Genomic DNA, 15,438 nt, shown 5'->3' with positions numbered 1-15,438 from the left:
TGTAGGGGACGCTGGCCGAGGTGCTGGCCGGCGTGACGGTGCCGACGGTGACGGTCCCGGTTGGCGCGGCGGCCCCGGCAGGCTGCCCCGTGACAAGCCCGAAGGCGTTGTTGTTGCCGACCGAGGCATGGAGATCCGCAATTTCCGCCGGGGTCAGTGCCCGGTTGAAGATCGCCATGTAGAGAAAGTCGCCGCGCCACAGGCTGTTGTTGAGGTTGTTGAACGCGCCGATGGTGGCGTCGCCGGCGCCGCCGGTCACGGCAATGCCGGTGTCGGCGCCATCGACGAACAGCTTGCCCGCCACGCTGCTCCACCCGCCGGCCGGGTTGCTGGCCGTGGTGGCGATGGTGTGCCGCTGGCCGTCGCCGTAGATCGAGACGCCGGAGGTTTTGGCGGCGTCGTAGGTGTCGGTATTGACCGACGAGAGGGCGATCTTGCGGCCGTAGGTCGAGTGGGTGAAGGTGGGCAACGGGTGATAGATCATCACGTTGCCGCCGACGGGGCTGTTGTTCTTGTAGTTGGCGAGGCCGCCGTCGTCGCCAGCGTGCTTGGCGAGCACGAGGAAGATCGTGCTGCCGAACCCGGCCACCTGGGTCGCCATCGTGACGGCCGGCGCGAAGGAGAAGCCCTTGGCGCTGGATGCGTCCGCGCCGGCCGTGCGCAGCACCTTGCCGTTGGTTGCGTCGTCGACGAAGGTGACGCCCGCATCGACCGTGAAGGTGCGCGCGGTCTTGAGGTCCACCAGCGATCCGGTGTTGCCGTCCACCGCGATCAGCGCGGTGACCGCAGAGGCAAGCGCGTGACTGCTGTTGAGTGCAAGTGCCATGTTCTAAATCCTCACCCCGATCATCTTGTTACCCCCATGCCGCACGGACATGAGGAATGCGCAGTTGTACTTGGCCGACCATTCGGCGCGCAGCTCGTAGTAGCTGCTGCCGCCGCTGGCCGCGAGCCGGTGCCCGGTGTCGGTGACGGTGGGGCTGCCGCCGTTCCAGTTGAAGATGAAGGCGCCCACCTGCTGGGGCGACCCTTGGTAGGCGCCGAACAGGATTCGCCCGTCGCCCATCTTGACCGACCACATGTTTTCCACCGTCCAGCCGGCCAGCGCCGGGAAGAGCGAGAGCGGCAGCATGTGATGGTCGCCGCCGGCCGGGTTGGCCAGGTCGCACACGTAGCCCAGGTGGGCGCTGCTGCCGGTGCCGCCGATCACCACCAGCTTGTCGCCGGCCACCACGTGGGGCACGGACTGGATCAGCACGTTGGTGAGCTTTCCGTAGATGCTGAAGTTGGTGACCGTGCCGGCGTCCTCGGACAGGTGGGTCAGGTTGCTGCCGGCGACGCGCCACCAGCCGTTGCCCGGCACGCGGGCCAGGCCGGCGCCGAGCTCGGGGGCACAGAAGGCGTTGGTGGCATCGGTGAGCGTGTAGCGCCACGCGCCGGTGACGGTGTTGAAGTACCAGATCGGCAGCTTGCGCGAGGCGAGGTAGCCGCTACCGGCGGGCAGTGGGCTCCAGGCGGTGGCGTAGGCGTGCTCCTCGGTGTTCATGCAGACGCCGAGCTCTTTGGTGGTGGCGTCGTACCAGAGGTTGCGGAAGGTGTGGGCCGCCCAGGGGCGTGTCTCGCCGGCGTCGGCGAACATGAGGCCGTCGGCGCGGATGTGGTGGTCGCCGGTGGCCGGGTCGCGGTTGTAGATGCGGTGGCACAGGCCGGTCTCGGCGTCCCAGCGGTACACGGCGTTGTCCATCTGGGCGCTGCCGTGGGTCTCGGAGCCATAGACCCACATGCTCTGCCGGGCTTCGTCCCAAGCGGAGCCGGAGTGGCCGGGCAGATTGACCAGCATCAGCCCGTCCGGGATGGTGGTGAGCAGCTGGAAGCCGGAGGCGGACCAGTCCTTGGCGAGCATGGCGACGGTGCCGGCGTTCGCCACCGAGGCGACCACCGGGTTGGAGGCGCGCCCGGCGAGCAGCGTCTGGCCCGGCGTGCCGGTGTAGGTGTCGGGGGTGGGATTCGGCGGCATCAGGTCTTCACCCACACTTGCCCGGGCACGGGGTTGGCCGGCGCGGTGGCGCCCACCACGACGGTGGTTTCGGCATCGGCGATGCCGGCGTTGCGGTTCTGGGCGTAGAAGGCGAGCTTGTCCGGCAGCTGCTGCACCGAGGGCGAGAACAGCGGGAACAGGCCCTTGTTGGTGGTCTTGCGGGTGATGACGGCTTTGCCGCCCACGCTGTAGGAGAGGTCCGGCGCGGGGTGATCGGTGGTGGTGAAGGACAGCGTGACGGTGACCGACGTGGCGGTCTTGGCGCCCACCGCGGCGATGCTGTACTCGGTGACCGTGCCGGGCTCGAAGGCGCCAGTGTCCATCCACACCACATCGCCCGCCGCGACGCCGGTGCCGAGGTTGACGCCCTCCCAGTCCTTGACCGCAAAGGTGGCCGTGACGGTGGTCCAGGCGCCGGCGGACTGATCCACGGCGCTGGTCAGGGTTGCGCCAAGCAGGAATTTGACTCGCATGGTGGGCTCCCGTTAGAGCGCGGTGGCCTTGAAGCGGGCGGCTACGCCACCGGTGAGGCCGGTCTGGGTGACGGTGACGGCGGTGCCGGTGACCGACACGCCGATGTTGGTCTGTGCCTGCCGCATGCCCGCGGCGTTGAAGCGCACCAGATCGACGATCGGCAGGCTGTCGAGGGCATTCACCCCGAAGTTGGCCGGCAGGACAAAGCTGAACGCGCTGGTGCTGGCACTGGTGAAGCCGTCCGGAAGGTGCGCCGAGACGCTCACGAGCACGAAGCCGGCGGCCAGCGCGGCGACGGTGATCGTGGCGCCGTCGGCCGACGGGGTGACGGTGGCGGCGTCGAGCTGGGCCTGGGTGCCGAAGCCGGTGAGCACGATGAAGCCCGTGACGCCATTGGCGACGACGTTGGCCTTGCGATACACGGGCGCGCCGCCGCCCGCAGCACCAGACAGGCCGTCGAGCTTGGTTTTATCCGCGGCGGACATGAGGCCGGCAAGTGCGGCGGTGGCGGCCGGCAGGGTGGCGTCGGTGCCGGTGTCGGAGGTGACATCCAGGGTGGTGGCCCCACGGGCGGCGACGGCGAGGTTGGTCGGTGTGCTGGTGCCGCCCGGCGAGCTCGGCGGTCGGTTGGCGAGGTCGTTGTAGTCACCCGAGAAAGCCACCGCCGAGAAGCTCGGCTTGCCGCTGATGCCGCTCCAGGACACCGGACCACCCGAGCCGCTGCCGTAGATCCCGAGCCACCGCTTGAACTGCGCAATATTCATGTTTCTGTCCTTGGTTAATCCGCCTCGGCGGACTGGAAAACGACAAACCCCGCCGGAGCGGGGTTCGAGACGATGACGCGGGGTGCAGACGTCTGCACGGGTGGAGCCGTTGGTGGCGGCACAGCCGCCGGCGTGACGACCGGCTCCGGCGCTGGGGTTTCTTCAAACAGCCCGGCCTGACTCAGCTTCGCCGCGAGGGCATCCCAGCTGGCGTCGGTGAGCAGATGGACCTTCACGGCCCGCGAGGCATGGAGCGCGTAGTTCTCGCAGTCGAGCACCTCGACCCGCTGGCCGACCTTCTTCTGCCAGGCCTTGATCACGTAGCCGTTGCTCTGCCGGACGGGCACCTTCACCTCGCCGAGCAGCTGCTCCCAGTAGTCGGGCGCCACGCTCTTGTACACGTGGAAGCGGCCCGGGCCGTTGCCGGTGAGCCCGACCCGGCCGGCGTCGCCGATCAGCAGATCTTTGCACTTGCCCACGCCCACGATGAACACCTGCACGCCGAAGCGCGAGGCCTTGGTGTTGCGCTTGGTGCTGTCGATGGACGGCGCCGGCCGGCGGAAGATCTCGGCCTCCTGATTCTTGGCGCCCTTAACCGCCATCACGTGCTCGACGCCCTTGCCCTTGCGGCTGCGCACGTACTTGTACACCGCCTCGGAGGTGTTTCCGTCCGAGCTGTCGATGGATACCGCCCGGATCGGCAGGCGCATCCCGCGCTCGTGGGGGTAGAGCGCAAAGAGCCGCTTGTCGAGCTCTTCCCAGCAGCGGTCCTCGAGGAGGAAGGGGTTGCCGTGAATCCGCTCGTGCATCACGAGCCAGCTTTCCTCCCCCCTGCCCCAGGCCCGAATCACGAACTCGAGCCAGGTGTGCTGCACGTCGACACCCATCGTCAGCACCAGGCCACCGTCCGGCACGATGCCCGGGGTGTAGTCCGGCGCCCGCTTGGCGAGCTCGTCGGCCTCCGGCTGGTCGCCCTTGTAGGCGTAGGGGATGCCCTTGCTGCTGTTGGTCCAGGCGACGAGCTTGCTCTCGTCCCCCATCGCAAAGTGATGGAGGGCCGAGAGCCAGTTCTCCATCAGGATGGCAAAGGTCGAACCCGGAAACGGGCTGTACAGCTCGTTGAGGTAATAGCCGGCGATCCCGTTGAACGGCGCCGTCGCCACCCACCGGCCGTTCCGCACGTTGCGGCGCTTCTCCGCGTCGTTCCAGGTACCCCCGCAGTGCGGGCAGGCGTAGAAGGCCTTCTCCGGCACCTTGTTGCCGAAGATCGGGTGGGTCGCCTCCGGGTCGGTCGGGCAGCGCAGGTTGTCGAAGCTGAGCGCGTGCTCCTCGCCGCAGTGATGGCAGGGCACCATCCCGACGCGCTTGTCGGAGAGCTCCATCTCCGCCGCGATGGTCGAGGTGCCCTCGACGGTCGGCGTGCCCCCGATGATGATCTTGACCCGCGAGCGCCGGAAGGTCTTGGTCCGCTCCTTGGCCAGCTTGATCGAATCGCCCTGCCCGCGCAGGTTCAGGTTGCAGTCGTCGGGCTCTTCGATGAAGACCCGCGGGATCGGCGACGACTTCACCGAGGCCGGGCTGTTCGAGCCGACCAGCTTCAGGAAGCCGCCGGGGAAGCGCTTGAACAGCATGCGCTGCTGCGACTTCCGGCTGCGCAGGTCGATCTTCAGGGCCAATCGCTTGGTGGCGCCCACCATCGGCTCGAACTTCTCGGCCATGTACTCCTTGGCTGCGCCCTCCTTCGGGAAGAGCCCGAGGATCGGCGACGGGTCGAGGTCGATCCACTTGCCCAGCGCGTTGCCCAGGACACCCGAGGTCCACGCCACCTGGGCCGACTTCTGGCAGCACACCTCCCGCACGGCCGGATCGTCGAGGGCCTCCAGCGGGTTGCCCGGCCAGCACAGGTAGGGCGTCACCTCCGGGTCGTACTTGCCCGCCCGGTCCGCCTCGATGCTCGACAGGTAGCGGTGCTCCCGCGACCACTCCAGGGCGTTCATCTTCGGCGGCATCCGCCAGCGCCGCACCGCCCGGTTCAGCGTCCTAGTCGCCGTCCTCCTCATCCGGGCCGTCGTCGTCGGGTTCGTCAAGATAGAGAGCGTCTGGGTCAGGATCTCCTTCTGGCTCGTCCGACTCGTTAGCATCCAGCGCCTCCAGCTTCTTCAAACACGCCTCGACGGCGGGGAGGATCACGCCCTCTTCGATTTCGGTCCCGGTGGCCTCGTAGATCTCGTCCGCGATCTTGGCCGGGAGTAGCAGCAGCTCGACCTTCACCGCCTCCACGTGGTCGCACCACAGTTTTTCGTAGGTCGCCGACGGCGCCACCATGTCCAGCTTCTCGGCGATCCGCAGTTCCACCTCCAGGCGCTTCACCCGATCGAGGTCATCCCGCGGACTGGACGCCCCGGCCTTTGCCAGTTCGCGCTGCACGAACCAGCCGATCACCGTCTCAGTGTCGTACTCGTTCCCACGCCCCCGCTGGCCAGCCAGGATGCAGGGCATCCCTTCCGACTTCTGCCAGCGGATCAGGGTCTGGACGGTCACCCCCATGAACTCCGACAGTTCCTGAAGATTGACTCGTTTGCCCATGAAAACTAACTAACCCTTGGAAGCACTCCAGCTAGAAAAACATCGCGGTGCGAATTACCCGTAAGCGGGAGGGGGCCGGGAAGGACCCGTGGTCGATCAGCGGGCCGTGCGGCGGGCCTGGGCGAGAACGGAGGGGAACTCGGCCTCGAAAGTCTGCTGCGCCGCCCGGTCCGCAACGCCGTGGAAGTCCAGGCGCTGGGAGTACTTCGGGATCTTCACGAAGATCATCACCGGCTTGACTGCGGTGCCGTGGGCGAGCCGCACGCGCTGGTAGATGCCGGGCGCGAGGCCGCCCTTGGTGCCCGGCGGGATCGCCACGTACTGAAAGCCGATGGCGCCCGTCGCCTTGCTCCCCTTCGCCAGCCGCTCCCGACCCTTGTCGGTCATGTTGGCCTTGTAGCCCTGCTCCCCGAACGCCCGGAAGAAAGCGAGGATCTGGACGATCTGGCCTGCCTGCATGTTGCCGTACTGGTCGAGCCGCGCCGCCACACCTGGCACGATGGCGTAACCGTCGGGCAGGATGCCGATGCGGTTGAGCGCCACCTCGTGCCGCTTGAGTGCCCGCGGACCGCCATATACCTCGGCCTGCAGCACGTGATCCACCGACACCTGCTGCTTGTTGCCCCAGTAGTCCAGATCGATGGTGGCCTGCAGCCGATCCTTCCGGGCCTTGGTGTAGCGCACGCCGCGAATGACCCACGGCGTGGGCGACTCGAAGCGGCTCTCGATCTCGGCCGACACCGCTTGTGCCCCGGCGTACGCAGCCCGGTTGATCGTGGCCATGGTCGCGAACCGCACCTGCTTTGCGTCCTCAGCCTGCATGGCGGCGAACGGCGGCGGCACGAACTTGACGGTGATATCAGGCATTCCACACCCCAAGACGCAAAAAAGCCCGTCAGCGGTGGCTTGACGGGCTCAGGACGCAGCTATGAACTGTATCTAGGGCGGCACTCTAGACCTGCAAAACACTTCACGTCAACACCTCTTCCACCGATCGCGCCCGCAAGACTGCCGCCTCAGAACGTCTCCGATGCTCCTTCCACGCCGCCTCAGCCCGCGCCAGCTCTGCCTTGAGCAGCCCATGACCATCGATCACGCGCTGCCCATACGTCCGGTAATCCACCTCGCACTTCCTGCCCAGCACAGTCAGTTCCGCATCCTCGTCACCCCACATCCAGTAGAGCTCCACGGCGCGCCTAAACCGGGCCGGCAGCGCCTCGAATGCGTTGCCGACGTCCTGGGCATCTCCCTGCAGAATCGGAATCGGCGGACCATCGTCTGTTCGCCCCGCCGTAAAGTCCCAATTGATCTGCGCAAGGTTGCCGGAGATTCCCGAAACGGACCTCGCCCAGTTCCGCATCCGGCGCTTGAACCCTTCGGAATAGCTCGCCTGCACGTCTTCCTTGATTCCCATGCTCAACTCCTTTTCAGCTTCTCGGCGACCTTCCGCCATACCCAGCACACATCGAGCACATCCCGATCCGTACTGCCTTCCGATTCCACAATCCGGCGGATCTCCACCCGCCAGGCTTCGACCTCCTCCGGCGAATGGCAGCCCTCCTCCACCCACCTGGCCGTAACCGCGTTGAAGTCCGCGCGAAACTGCCTGATCTGATCCCGCAGACGCGCCGGATACCTCAAAACTCGATCTCCTCGTAAATCCCCTCGACCGGCCGGGCGCCGATCTGGCGAGGCGTCGGACGGTACGCCGGTGCAGACGCCTGCACGAGCGACTGCCGGTACTCATCCAGCCGGGCCAACCGATCCCGCACGCCCTCCCCCGGCACCATCGCGCCCTGGGCCACAAGCCACGCCTGCGCCTTCGCAGTCGCCGCCTTCGCGATCACCGCGCACCGCGCCTTCTGCCGCTCGTCCGCCTCCCGACGATTGCGCGCCCGCTCCTCCGGCGTCAGCGCCGGCTGCTTAACCCTGGCCATGTCCGCCCGCCTTGTGCGTCTGATACGCCGTCATCACCCGCGCCCGGAAGTCCCCCGGCTCCTCGCCGGGCCGGGCCTGCGCGATGCCCAGCTGCCGGGCCAACGCAGCCAGGTCGCTAAACCCACCACGCCACGCCCTGGGCGCAGCGCCCTCCATGCGCGCCGCGGCACGTTTCGCCGCCGCCCGCTGGCTGGAGAGCACCTGAACCACGTAGGCCAGCGGGATGGGCTGGGTCGAGCCCGCCTTGATCCGTGCCGCCCGGGCCCGCTCCACCGCATCGGCCACCTCGTCCGGCGACACCCCGGCCGACGCCCAGTCAGCCACCACCGCCGCCTCGCCCGGCGCCACCCGAATTCCCCGCGCATCCAGCACCGCCCGCAAAAGCGGCACCGCAGCCGCCGGAGCAGGCATGTCATCGGCAAACGACTCTTTTTCTGCCGAACTGCGGGCGTTGATCGGCCCCTGCCCGCCGGGCAGCGCACCGCCTGCATCAGGCTCGGTAGCCAAACGGCGCCACCGCGCCGGGTGCGAGGGCGGAGCCCGATCTCGATCAGATGCGTTTGAGTCGGCCCCCCATGGGCCGACGTGTGAGCCCATAGGGCGATCTCGATAAGGGTCGTCGTGGGTTTCGCCGGGTCGCCCGAGCGAGCCGGCCTGTGAGGGCGCAGCCCGATCTCGATTCACCCCCGCCGCCGCGCCGTCGCCCGGCGCTACTCCCCTACCAGTTGTTGACGATGATTGGGGTGGTGTACACCTTGATACCTTGATATGTCCCCTCATAGGCGATTTCAGGCCATCGGATCCCGTCCCGCCAATCACACGCAAACCCGCACCAGCACTGGCTTTGCTGCTCCCCTGTTCTGTGGATAACAGCTTCCGGTCAATTTCCTGTGTATTAAACGGACGCACCTCCACGCGATAGGCCAACGGGAGCAAAAAAACGAGCACCTCGACGCCTCCGGTGCGCTTGATGAGCCCCCGCTTCTTCAGCTTCTCGATGTAGCCGTCGAGCATCTTCTCCGTCGGCCGCGTCACCTCGACCCCCCGCCCACGCGTCGTGGCCGTCTCCAGCTCCCGGCACAGCCCCGCGCGTGAGATAGCCGACCGCAGGCCCACCGTGCCGCTGGCCATGTCCATCATGCTGCGCAGCACCACATACAGCGCCCAGCACTCCGGCCCCGCCTGATACAGCGCCTGCAGCTCTGCCCGCGTCAGCACCATGCAGATATCAGACCCCATGCGGGCCTCCCTGCGTCTCATGGGGCTGGGTGGGGGCCAGCGGCAACACCACCTCCCCACCCTCAACGGCCACCAACCCAACGCGCACCAACTCGCGCAGGGCATCGCGCGCCGCACTGGGCGAGCACCCCAGCAGATCCACCAGATCGGGCACCCAAGCCTCCAGGGCCGGCACCAGAGTCCCGGGCCTGCGCTTTCTAGCCATGCCCCGCCTCCAGCCGTTCAACCTCCACCGCCCACGCCAGCCGGCGCTGCTCGTCGTAGCCGATGCCCACATCGTCGATCTTGAGCACCAACCTCGCCGCCGCCCGTGGCATGCGCACCGCCGGCAACCACGCCAGGCCATCCCCCTTGCGGGCATCCCGGTTGCCGTAGCGCCACTGGTGGCCGACCCGCTGCCAGGGCTCGCGGCACCACAGCACATCCCCGCCACGCCCCCAGGGGCAACGCAGATCGGGCAGCACGCCCTCGCGGAAGGCCGCATCCAGCAGATCGGCCGCACTGTCGCCCGGCTCGAAGAGGTAACCCAGTTCGATCAGCGCGCCGGCCACGATGCGCCGCTGCCGATCCTCCACCAGCGGCTGGGGCGACATCGGCAGCACCAGCGTGCCGCGCTTCACCACCAGCAGCGCCCGCAGCTTGTCCGGCGCCAGCTCGATCGGCCGTTCGATCCCGGTGCTCATACCGCGCTCCACGCCCAGGCAGGCGTCCTGGTCGGCGACGGCACGGCTTTTCGCCGCGCCTTACCGCACCGCTCCAGGCGCTGCAGGCTCTCGTTCACCCCCGTTTTGCTCACTCGGGTGCGCTCTTCGATCTGGCGGGGGCGCAGGCTCTCTTTCGACTCCTGCAGCACGGCCAGCACCAGCTTGTCAGCCCCCTGAAACCCATCGCCGCTGATCGCTGCCGCCGCCGTCATCCGGGCCACATCACACGTCAGGTGCGCCAACTGCTCACGCACCGTGCCGGCCAGTTGACGCCCCACCGATCTCGGCAGCAAACACCCCTGGTTCATCATCCCTTCATCCCCTTCGCCAGTTCGTTGAGCGACCGCCGCACCGCGTCGAGTTCTTCCACCACCGACTGCATCAGCACCTCGGTCTGCTTCTCGAACTTCCCCAACAGCGCACCCACATCCTTTTTCAGCGCGGCATTGCTCGCCCGCAGTTCGCCCGTCAGGGCACCGCACACCTGCAGCACCTCGCGCATGCGCTGGCCGTTCTCGCCCTGTTGGCGAAACAGCCCCTGCCCCTGCTCGATCACGCGGTCCAGGCGCGCGTCCACGTCATCCAGCGCCGTGCCCAGGTGCCGGCCCAGCGCCCGCTCCATCGCCGGGCCGGCGGCATCGCCCAGCACCTCGCGGATCACCGACGCCAGCAGGGCCACATCCACGCCGGCCTGCCGGCCACGGCACGCCAGCCGGATCACATCCGCCGCCGCCATCACCGCCATGTCGGACCACACCAGCTGGCCGTCACCGTCATTGCCCACCGGCTGAACACCGCACTGCATCAGCGCCGCCTCCACCTGCCCCGGCTCCAGCCGCGCATCGATCGCCAGGAGCGCCACAACACCGCCCACTCCGATCAAGCGCGGCAGCGGCACCGCCTTCACATCGCTAGTCACACGTCACCTCCCGATAAACAAAATCGCCCGAGCAATCGGGCAGGCCCCAGGCCACCGCCTGGGCACGCATCACCCGGCAACGCTCGGCCGGCGCCACGTATGCGCACGCCGAGCACGGCGCCCGCTGCTGCAACGCTGGCAACAACGCCACCGGCACGGCCAGAAAGCGCAACGTCACCCCGGGCAGTTCCACCTCAAGCTCCGCGCAGAAAGGCCCGGAAGGCCACCGCCGTGCAGATCAGCTCATCCACCATTGGCTCCAGCACCGCGCGCTCGTCCGGGTCGATCCGCCCGTCCTCCAGCGCCTCGGCCCCCTGCGCCATTGCCTCCGATGCGCGCCGCGTCAGCGCCATGAACGCCTGCACCACCTCGCGCGGGCTCGCGTCCGCGTCCCCAATCCGCACCGTAGTGCGGTCAATCAGCAGCGCCAGCGCATTGGCCGTCGGCACACTGCGCGTCCGCTCGAACACCTCCAGCAGCTCCCGCGCGGTGGGCACCTTGTCGAAGATGTTCGGGTTGAGCTTGTCGGCCAGCACGCTGGGGTTCATACCCAGCTCGTGGGCAAGCGCAGTCACCCCGCCGGGGTAGCGCTTCGCGTCGCTGTGCAGCGCCAGAAACACCGGCCGAAACCGCGTCTTGGGGTGCTCCACGTCCGTCAACATCGGGCCTCTTTCACGTGTCATCGCCTACACCTCCCCATAAGCTAATTTCATGTCATGCCTCAAGCAGAGCACTTACAATGACGTACAGGTTTATTGCCATCAAGCCAGAAAGGCCCTGTCATGCTCACCAAGTTCACCTACTCAACCGCCGCGTACGGTCAGGCCGTCATCGAGCCCACCCGCGAAGGTCGGTGGCGTGTCCTGCTCGGCGGCCAGGATCTGGGCCACTTCCGCAGCCCGCGCTCCGCATTCGTCGCCTTCACCACCGGCAGCGTCCTTGCCCACTCGCGCTGCCCCGACACGTCCCGCATCGGCCTGCCCACGTCGCTGTGTGGCTGGACGCGCATCAAGGTCTCGCTCGAACCGAAGCCACCCCATCCCCCACGCGAACGGCTGATCAGCGGCAATTGCTCTTCCCGCCACTAACAGCCGACCAACAACAGGAAGCCCACTGCCATGACCCACAAGCCCCCAAAGACCTTCACCGTCGGAGAGCTAAAGGACAAACTCGACTGGTTACTTGCAATGCCCGACACCACCCTTGTCTATATCGGGGCTGGCGATCTGACGATCGTTCGAGCCAAGAGCCGACAGCAGGCAACCTCAACGTCACCCGAGGTCGTAAACATCGAGTTGGCCGAGGAATACCAAGTCACCTACGACCCCGACGAGGACGGCTGACCCCTTTTACCTCGCCGACCTGGCACCTTGCCCGCGCACCAATCCCGCACCATGCATGCCACGTCATCGGCAGACTTGGCCCCATAGCTCTCCATCCAAGCCCCGTTCGGGGCGCGGATCGTCAGCTTGTAACCGTGCTTCGTCACCTCAACCGCCGCCGTGCAGCCCGTCCTGTCGTAGTCGTCTCCGCAGTACTGCGACATATCCAAGCCCTCGCCACCTTTCTCGGCGGGCAGCGCCTCATCGGGATTGCCGCCCCCCACCTCCAACACCAAAAGCCGCGGGGAAAGCCGACTACGCTGCGCCTCTACCTCAGCCTCCAGCAGATCTGCCCTTGCCCGGATTAGACCGGCCTCTGCCAGCATCATCTTGCGGCGCGCCACATCGGCGCCGAACTCCGCTCGCGTCAACACCGTGCTTCTTTCACGTGTCATGATTTCAAATCCCCTTTATCCTCAACCCATCAACAGGACTCACGCCCATGCAGCCCCAAACCACCAAGATCGTCGGCATAGCTTGGTACGCGCCGGAACATTACGACGCCATCCTCGGGATCATGGCCGACCGCCATAAGCTCTCCCCCACCTTCCACGAATGGCGGATGAATGCCGAGAGCCTCGAGAAGAAGCTGCGCCGCGACGGGAACATCGTGGTGCGCACCCTCATCGACCCCAAAACGTTTCCCGACTGGTGCCGGTCGCGGGGCCTGAACGTCGACGCCCAGGCACGCATGGAGTACGCCAACGCGGTTGCGAAAGACACCGCCGACCGCACCCAAGCAGAAAGCGGCGGAATCCACTGATGTGCTCGCTGGATAGGCCAGCCCAACGGTCGGGCCCATCATTCGGGACTTGACCGCAACAACACGACGAGATACACGCATGGAGCCCCCAAAATGAACTACTTTGAATACATCACCGCAATCGGCCCCTTCCGCATCACCCAGGTGGACGGCGGCTGGGCGACCTATTTCGAGAACGGCCAGCTCGACTGGTACAGCACGCCAGAGCAAGCGCTTGACGATCTCGTCAGCGGGCATGGTCAGTGGCCATCCCACGGGATAGACCCTTCCACGCTTGGCCTTCCGGACTGCCTTTCGGAATGGAAACTCTTGCGCCTCTGACGCCGATACCACCAGCCCATCAGCCATCCGAGGTTCGGGCTCAGGCTGCTCACAAAGGCCATGCCCAAAAGCGCCATCCCCTGATGGGTCAGCAAAAAACGATGCACAACACCATCCTCAGTTACCAGGCTGAAATGCCGAGCGCGAGCTCCGGCACTTCGGCTCCCGAGACACGCCGGCACGCAGGGGCGCCAAGTGCGCTTGGGTGGCCCGTCATCTAGCGAAGGAAAACGCATGCACTCACCTTTCAAAAAAATCCCAGCAATCACACGCCGGCCGACTTAACGAGCCCCGGCCGAACTCGAACACCCACTGCACCGACACACCCAGATACCATCCACCCGGCACATGCCAAACAACTCACTACAGGAGCCACCCACCATGAGCACCCCGAGCAGAAACCCCGAAGCCGTTCAAGCCGCCGATCGGCTCATCGACGCGATTCTTCCGACCGCCATCGAACGCCTTCACCCCCTCCATGCCACCGAGATCAACGGCGCGGCAGTTGCTGGCTTCATCACCTCGCTTCGCGCCGGACTGATCACGATGTACGAGCAGACGCCTCGCGAACCTTGATGAACGACGCAACCAGGCGCTGAACGTCGTCGTCCAGGAGAACCACGCCGCGCGCCGCCGACGCGACAAGGGCAATCCGGATCAACAACCGGTCGAAAGAAGAGAGGTTTTTCATTTTTCGCGTCCTGTCCTATTCAAAAAATCCCCGCCGGCACCCAACAACCGGCGGGGGGAAGCACTCGGCGGAGGAGACGCAACGCCGAGGGAGGGAGAAAACTGTTTGGGGGACTTCATGCAGACGCCTGCAAAGCAGCAGGCTTGGCCGTACCGCGCAGGTACGCCCAATCGACATCCGGGCGCAGATCCTCGACCGTTACCCGGCCACCCGATTCGCGGTCGATGGCGATGGCCAGCGCCTCGCCACAGGTCTTGCCATAGGCGATGTTGCGCAGGTGGGCGTGGGACGTTCCACAACGCGCCGCGAAGGCTTCTCGGGCCGCGACGGGGATGGACAGGAAGTAGGGTTTGAACTGCATGGGCGAAAGAATAACTATACAGTTACTCCGCGTCAATAACCGCTTAGGGAATTACCAAACGGTTACGGAAGAGACAGCATTGCCACATGAACACCACAGACATCCGCCGCCTTCGACTGCGCAAACTAATCGACGAGCAATTTAATGGCGTCGTTCTGCAGCTTGCGAATCGGCTAGACATGAAACCCCCGCAGCTTCACCGCTGGCTGGGCGGCGGCCAAGGGATGCGCGAAGACAGCGCAAGAAACATCGAAGACAAGCTCGGACTATCTAGATTCTGGCTTGACCAAGAGCCCGCTCTATCACTTTCGTCTAATACCCATCCGTCACAAGAATCGGCAGAATCACGTCTTGTTGAGAACGTCACCCCAGCGCCAGACATCAAGGGCCGCATTCCGCTGATCTCCTGGGTTCGCGCCGGAGAGTGGAGCGAGGCTGTCGATATTTACGAACCGGGGTACGCCGAACGCTGGCTGCCGCACCTGAAGCGCAACGGAGACCACACCTACGCGCTACGCGTCGATGGCGACTCGATGACGGCCCCCTACGGCAAGAGCTACCCGGACGGCTGCATCATCTTCGTCGACCCAATGCGCCGCAGCCCCAACTCGGGGGACAGGATCATCGCCAAGCTCGAAGGCGCCAACCAGGTGACGTTCAAGACCTACGTGGAGGACGCAGGCCGCCGATGGCTCAAGCCCCTCAACCCTCAACACCCACCGATCATGGAGCCGTTCCGCGTGCTAGGGACGGTGATTGGAAAGTGGGAAGACGACTAACCGGTTACGACCCAAAAGTCAGCCACGACGAGTGAAACACATGGCAGCGCCCCGGCGAAACACTCAAGAAATCGTTCCTGAAGTCCATTTTTCCGAATGGGCCTACCCTATCCCCCAGGCACTGTGGGGTAGCCTGGGCGTGGAGAAGCGTGAATACATCGACAAGCCGGCAACCCAGGCGCTCAGAGACGAAGCTCGCGCGCAAGGGAAAGACGCCAAGGAAGTCGCTAAGCTTAAAATCATGCGAAAGGCGTGGATCGATTGCGGCATGCCTGATTTGCATGAATTCGACCTGTTTTGGTCAGCAGCCCGAGACCACGCGCTTCAGATCATCAGCATCAAAGACATGATCGAGGTTCATCGAGTCGAACAAGGGGCGTTGCGCCGCGCCTACGTAATGACCGAGAAACAGTTTGTGGCCTGCCTCAAGACTGGCCGCATTCCCGAGGAGACCCGGATCTGGCGCGCCAAAAGCCAAA

The 15,438-nt window shown here is 65.9% G+C and carries 24 protein-coding genes; 7 read left to right on the top strand and 17 right to left on the bottom strand.

Annotated features, from left to right (window positions below):
• The 15 genes from Q0672_RS18520 to Q0672_RS18450 all read right to left on the bottom strand — a co-directional run.
• Nucleotides 1-826: hypothetical protein (locus Q0672_RS18520; RefSeq protein ID WP_298624647.1), on the bottom strand; the 826-nt coding region annotated here is incomplete at its 3' end.
• Between the two features lie 3 nt (nucleotides 827-829).
• Complete coding sequence (locus tag Q0672_RS18515) at nucleotides 830-2,017, bottom strand: hypothetical protein (RefSeq protein ID WP_298624645.1); 1,188 nt, start codon at nucleotides 2,015-2,017, stop codon at nucleotides 830-832.
• Nucleotides 2,017-2,511, bottom strand: a complete 495-nt coding sequence (locus tag Q0672_RS18510; RefSeq protein ID WP_298624643.1) for a hypothetical protein — start codon at nucleotides 2,509-2,511, stop codon at nucleotides 2,017-2,019. The genes Q0672_RS18515 and Q0672_RS18510 overlap by 1 nt, the downstream gene beginning before the upstream one ends.
• 12 nt (nucleotides 2,512-2,523) lie before the next feature.
• Nucleotides 2,524-3,276 carry a hypothetical protein gene (locus tag Q0672_RS18505; protein ID WP_298624641.1) on the bottom strand — a complete coding sequence of 251 codons (753 nt, stop codon included), beginning with the start codon at nucleotides 3,274-3,276 and terminating at the stop codon, nucleotides 2,524-2,526.
• A 14-nt stretch (nucleotides 3,277-3,290) separates the two neighbouring features.
• Nucleotides 3,291-5,273: a phage terminase large subunit family protein gene (locus Q0672_RS18500; RefSeq protein WP_298624639.1), complete on the bottom strand. Its 1,983-nt coding sequence runs from the start codon at nucleotides 5,271-5,273 to the stop codon at nucleotides 3,291-3,293.
• Between the two features lie 43 nt (nucleotides 5,274-5,316).
• On the bottom strand, nucleotides 5,317-5,862 hold the full coding sequence (locus Q0672_RS18495; protein ID WP_298624637.1) for a terminase small subunit: 546 nt from the start codon (nucleotides 5,860-5,862) through the stop codon (nucleotides 5,317-5,319).
• A gap of 96 nt (nucleotides 5,863-5,958) precedes the next feature.
• A complete protein-coding gene (locus Q0672_RS18490; RefSeq protein ID WP_298624635.1) occupies nucleotides 5,959-6,729 on the bottom strand; it encodes a hypothetical protein in 771 nt (256 codons plus the stop codon).
• A 103-nt stretch (nucleotides 6,730-6,832) separates the two neighbouring features.
• Nucleotides 6,833-7,276: a hypothetical protein gene (locus tag Q0672_RS18485; protein ID WP_298624633.1), complete on the bottom strand. Its 444-nt coding sequence runs from the start codon at nucleotides 7,274-7,276 to the stop codon at nucleotides 6,833-6,835.
• A 223-nt stretch (nucleotides 7,277-7,499) separates the two neighbouring features.
• Nucleotides 7,500-7,799: a hypothetical protein gene (locus Q0672_RS18480; RefSeq protein WP_298624631.1), complete on the bottom strand. Its 300-nt coding sequence runs from the start codon at nucleotides 7,797-7,799 to the stop codon at nucleotides 7,500-7,502.
• Entirely contained in the window at nucleotides 7,786-9,039 is a 1,254-nt protein-coding gene (locus Q0672_RS18475) for a hypothetical protein (RefSeq protein WP_298624629.1), read from the bottom strand. The genes Q0672_RS18480 and Q0672_RS18475 overlap by 14 nt, the downstream gene beginning before the upstream one ends.
• Nucleotides 9,040-9,236: 197 nt before the next feature.
• Nucleotides 9,237-9,722: a hypothetical protein gene (locus tag Q0672_RS18470; RefSeq protein ID WP_298624627.1), complete on the bottom strand. Its 486-nt coding sequence runs from the start codon at nucleotides 9,720-9,722 to the stop codon at nucleotides 9,237-9,239.
• Nucleotides 9,719-10,054, bottom strand: coding sequence for a helix-turn-helix domain-containing protein (locus Q0672_RS18465; RefSeq protein WP_298624625.1), 336 nt, complete (start codon nucleotides 10,052-10,054; stop codon nucleotides 9,719-9,721). The genes Q0672_RS18470 and Q0672_RS18465 overlap by 4 nt, the downstream gene beginning before the upstream one ends.
• Nucleotides 10,051-10,662, bottom strand: a complete 612-nt coding sequence (locus Q0672_RS18460; protein ID WP_298624623.1) for a hypothetical protein — start codon at nucleotides 10,660-10,662, stop codon at nucleotides 10,051-10,053. The genes Q0672_RS18465 and Q0672_RS18460 overlap by 4 nt, the downstream gene beginning before the upstream one ends.
• Nucleotides 10,655-10,855 (bottom strand): hypothetical protein, encoded by a 201-nt coding sequence (locus tag Q0672_RS18455; protein WP_298624621.1) that lies wholly within the window; start codon nucleotides 10,853-10,855, stop codon nucleotides 10,655-10,657. The genes Q0672_RS18460 and Q0672_RS18455 overlap by 8 nt, the downstream gene beginning before the upstream one ends.
• A gap of 1 nt (nucleotide 10,856) precedes the next feature.
• On the bottom strand, nucleotides 10,857-11,324 hold the full coding sequence (locus Q0672_RS18450) for a phage regulatory CII family protein (protein ID WP_298624619.1): 468 nt from the start codon (nucleotides 11,322-11,324) through the stop codon (nucleotides 10,857-10,859).
• Between the two features lie 120 nt (nucleotides 11,325-11,444).
• On the opposite strand from Q0672_RS18450, the gene Q0672_RS18445 reads away from it, so the two are divergent.
• From Q0672_RS18445 to Q0672_RS18425, 5 genes are all read left to right on the top strand, one after another.
• Nucleotides 11,445-11,750: a hypothetical protein gene (locus tag Q0672_RS18445; RefSeq protein ID WP_298624617.1), complete on the top strand. Its 306-nt coding sequence runs from the start codon at nucleotides 11,445-11,447 to the stop codon at nucleotides 11,748-11,750.
• 30 nt (nucleotides 11,751-11,780) lie between these two features.
• Nucleotides 11,781-12,005 carry a hypothetical protein gene (locus Q0672_RS18440; RefSeq protein WP_298624615.1) on the top strand — a complete coding sequence of 75 codons (225 nt, stop codon included), beginning with the start codon at nucleotides 11,781-11,783 and terminating at the stop codon, nucleotides 12,003-12,005.
• A gap of 481 nt (nucleotides 12,006-12,486) precedes the next feature.
• Entirely contained in the window at nucleotides 12,487-12,807 is a 321-nt protein-coding gene (locus tag Q0672_RS18435) for a hypothetical protein (RefSeq protein ID WP_298624613.1), read from the top strand.
• 93 nt (nucleotides 12,808-12,900) lie between these two features.
• Nucleotides 12,901-13,128 (top strand): hypothetical protein, encoded by a 228-nt coding sequence (locus Q0672_RS18430; RefSeq protein ID WP_298624611.1) that lies wholly within the window; start codon nucleotides 12,901-12,903, stop codon nucleotides 13,126-13,128.
• A 381-nt stretch (nucleotides 13,129-13,509) separates the two neighbouring features.
• Nucleotides 13,510-13,704: a hypothetical protein gene (locus Q0672_RS18425; protein WP_298624609.1), complete on the top strand. Its 195-nt coding sequence runs from the start codon at nucleotides 13,510-13,512 to the stop codon at nucleotides 13,702-13,704.
• On the opposite strand, the gene Q0672_RS18420 is transcribed toward Q0672_RS18425, so the two are convergent.
• A complete protein-coding gene (locus tag Q0672_RS18420) occupies nucleotides 13,670-13,819 on the bottom strand; it encodes a hypothetical protein (RefSeq protein WP_298624607.1) in 150 nt (49 codons plus the stop codon). The two genes, Q0672_RS18425 and Q0672_RS18420, sit on opposite strands and share 35 nt — an antisense overlap.
• 115 nt (nucleotides 13,820-13,934) lie before the next feature.
• Nucleotides 13,935-14,180, bottom strand: coding sequence for a YdaS family helix-turn-helix protein (locus tag Q0672_RS18415; RefSeq protein WP_298624605.1), 246 nt, complete (start codon nucleotides 14,178-14,180; stop codon nucleotides 13,935-13,937).
• A gap of 86 nt (nucleotides 14,181-14,266) precedes the next feature.
• On the opposite strand from Q0672_RS18415, the gene Q0672_RS18410 reads away from it, so the two are divergent.
• A complete protein-coding gene (locus Q0672_RS18410) occupies nucleotides 14,267-14,959 on the top strand; it encodes a LexA family transcriptional regulator (protein WP_298624603.1) in 693 nt (230 codons plus the stop codon).
• A 40-nt stretch (nucleotides 14,960-14,999) separates the two neighbouring features.
• Nucleotides 15,000-15,438 (top strand): hypothetical protein (locus tag Q0672_RS18405; protein WP_298624601.1); only part of this gene is annotated, 439 nt, incomplete at its 3' end.

The sequence above is a fragment of the uncultured Zoogloea sp. genome, assembly GCF_937894855.1.
GTDB lineage: Bacteria > Pseudomonadota > Gammaproteobacteria > Burkholderiales > Rhodocyclaceae > Zoogloea > Zoogloea oryzae.
This window is presented reverse-complemented; position numbering and strand designations above follow the sequence as displayed.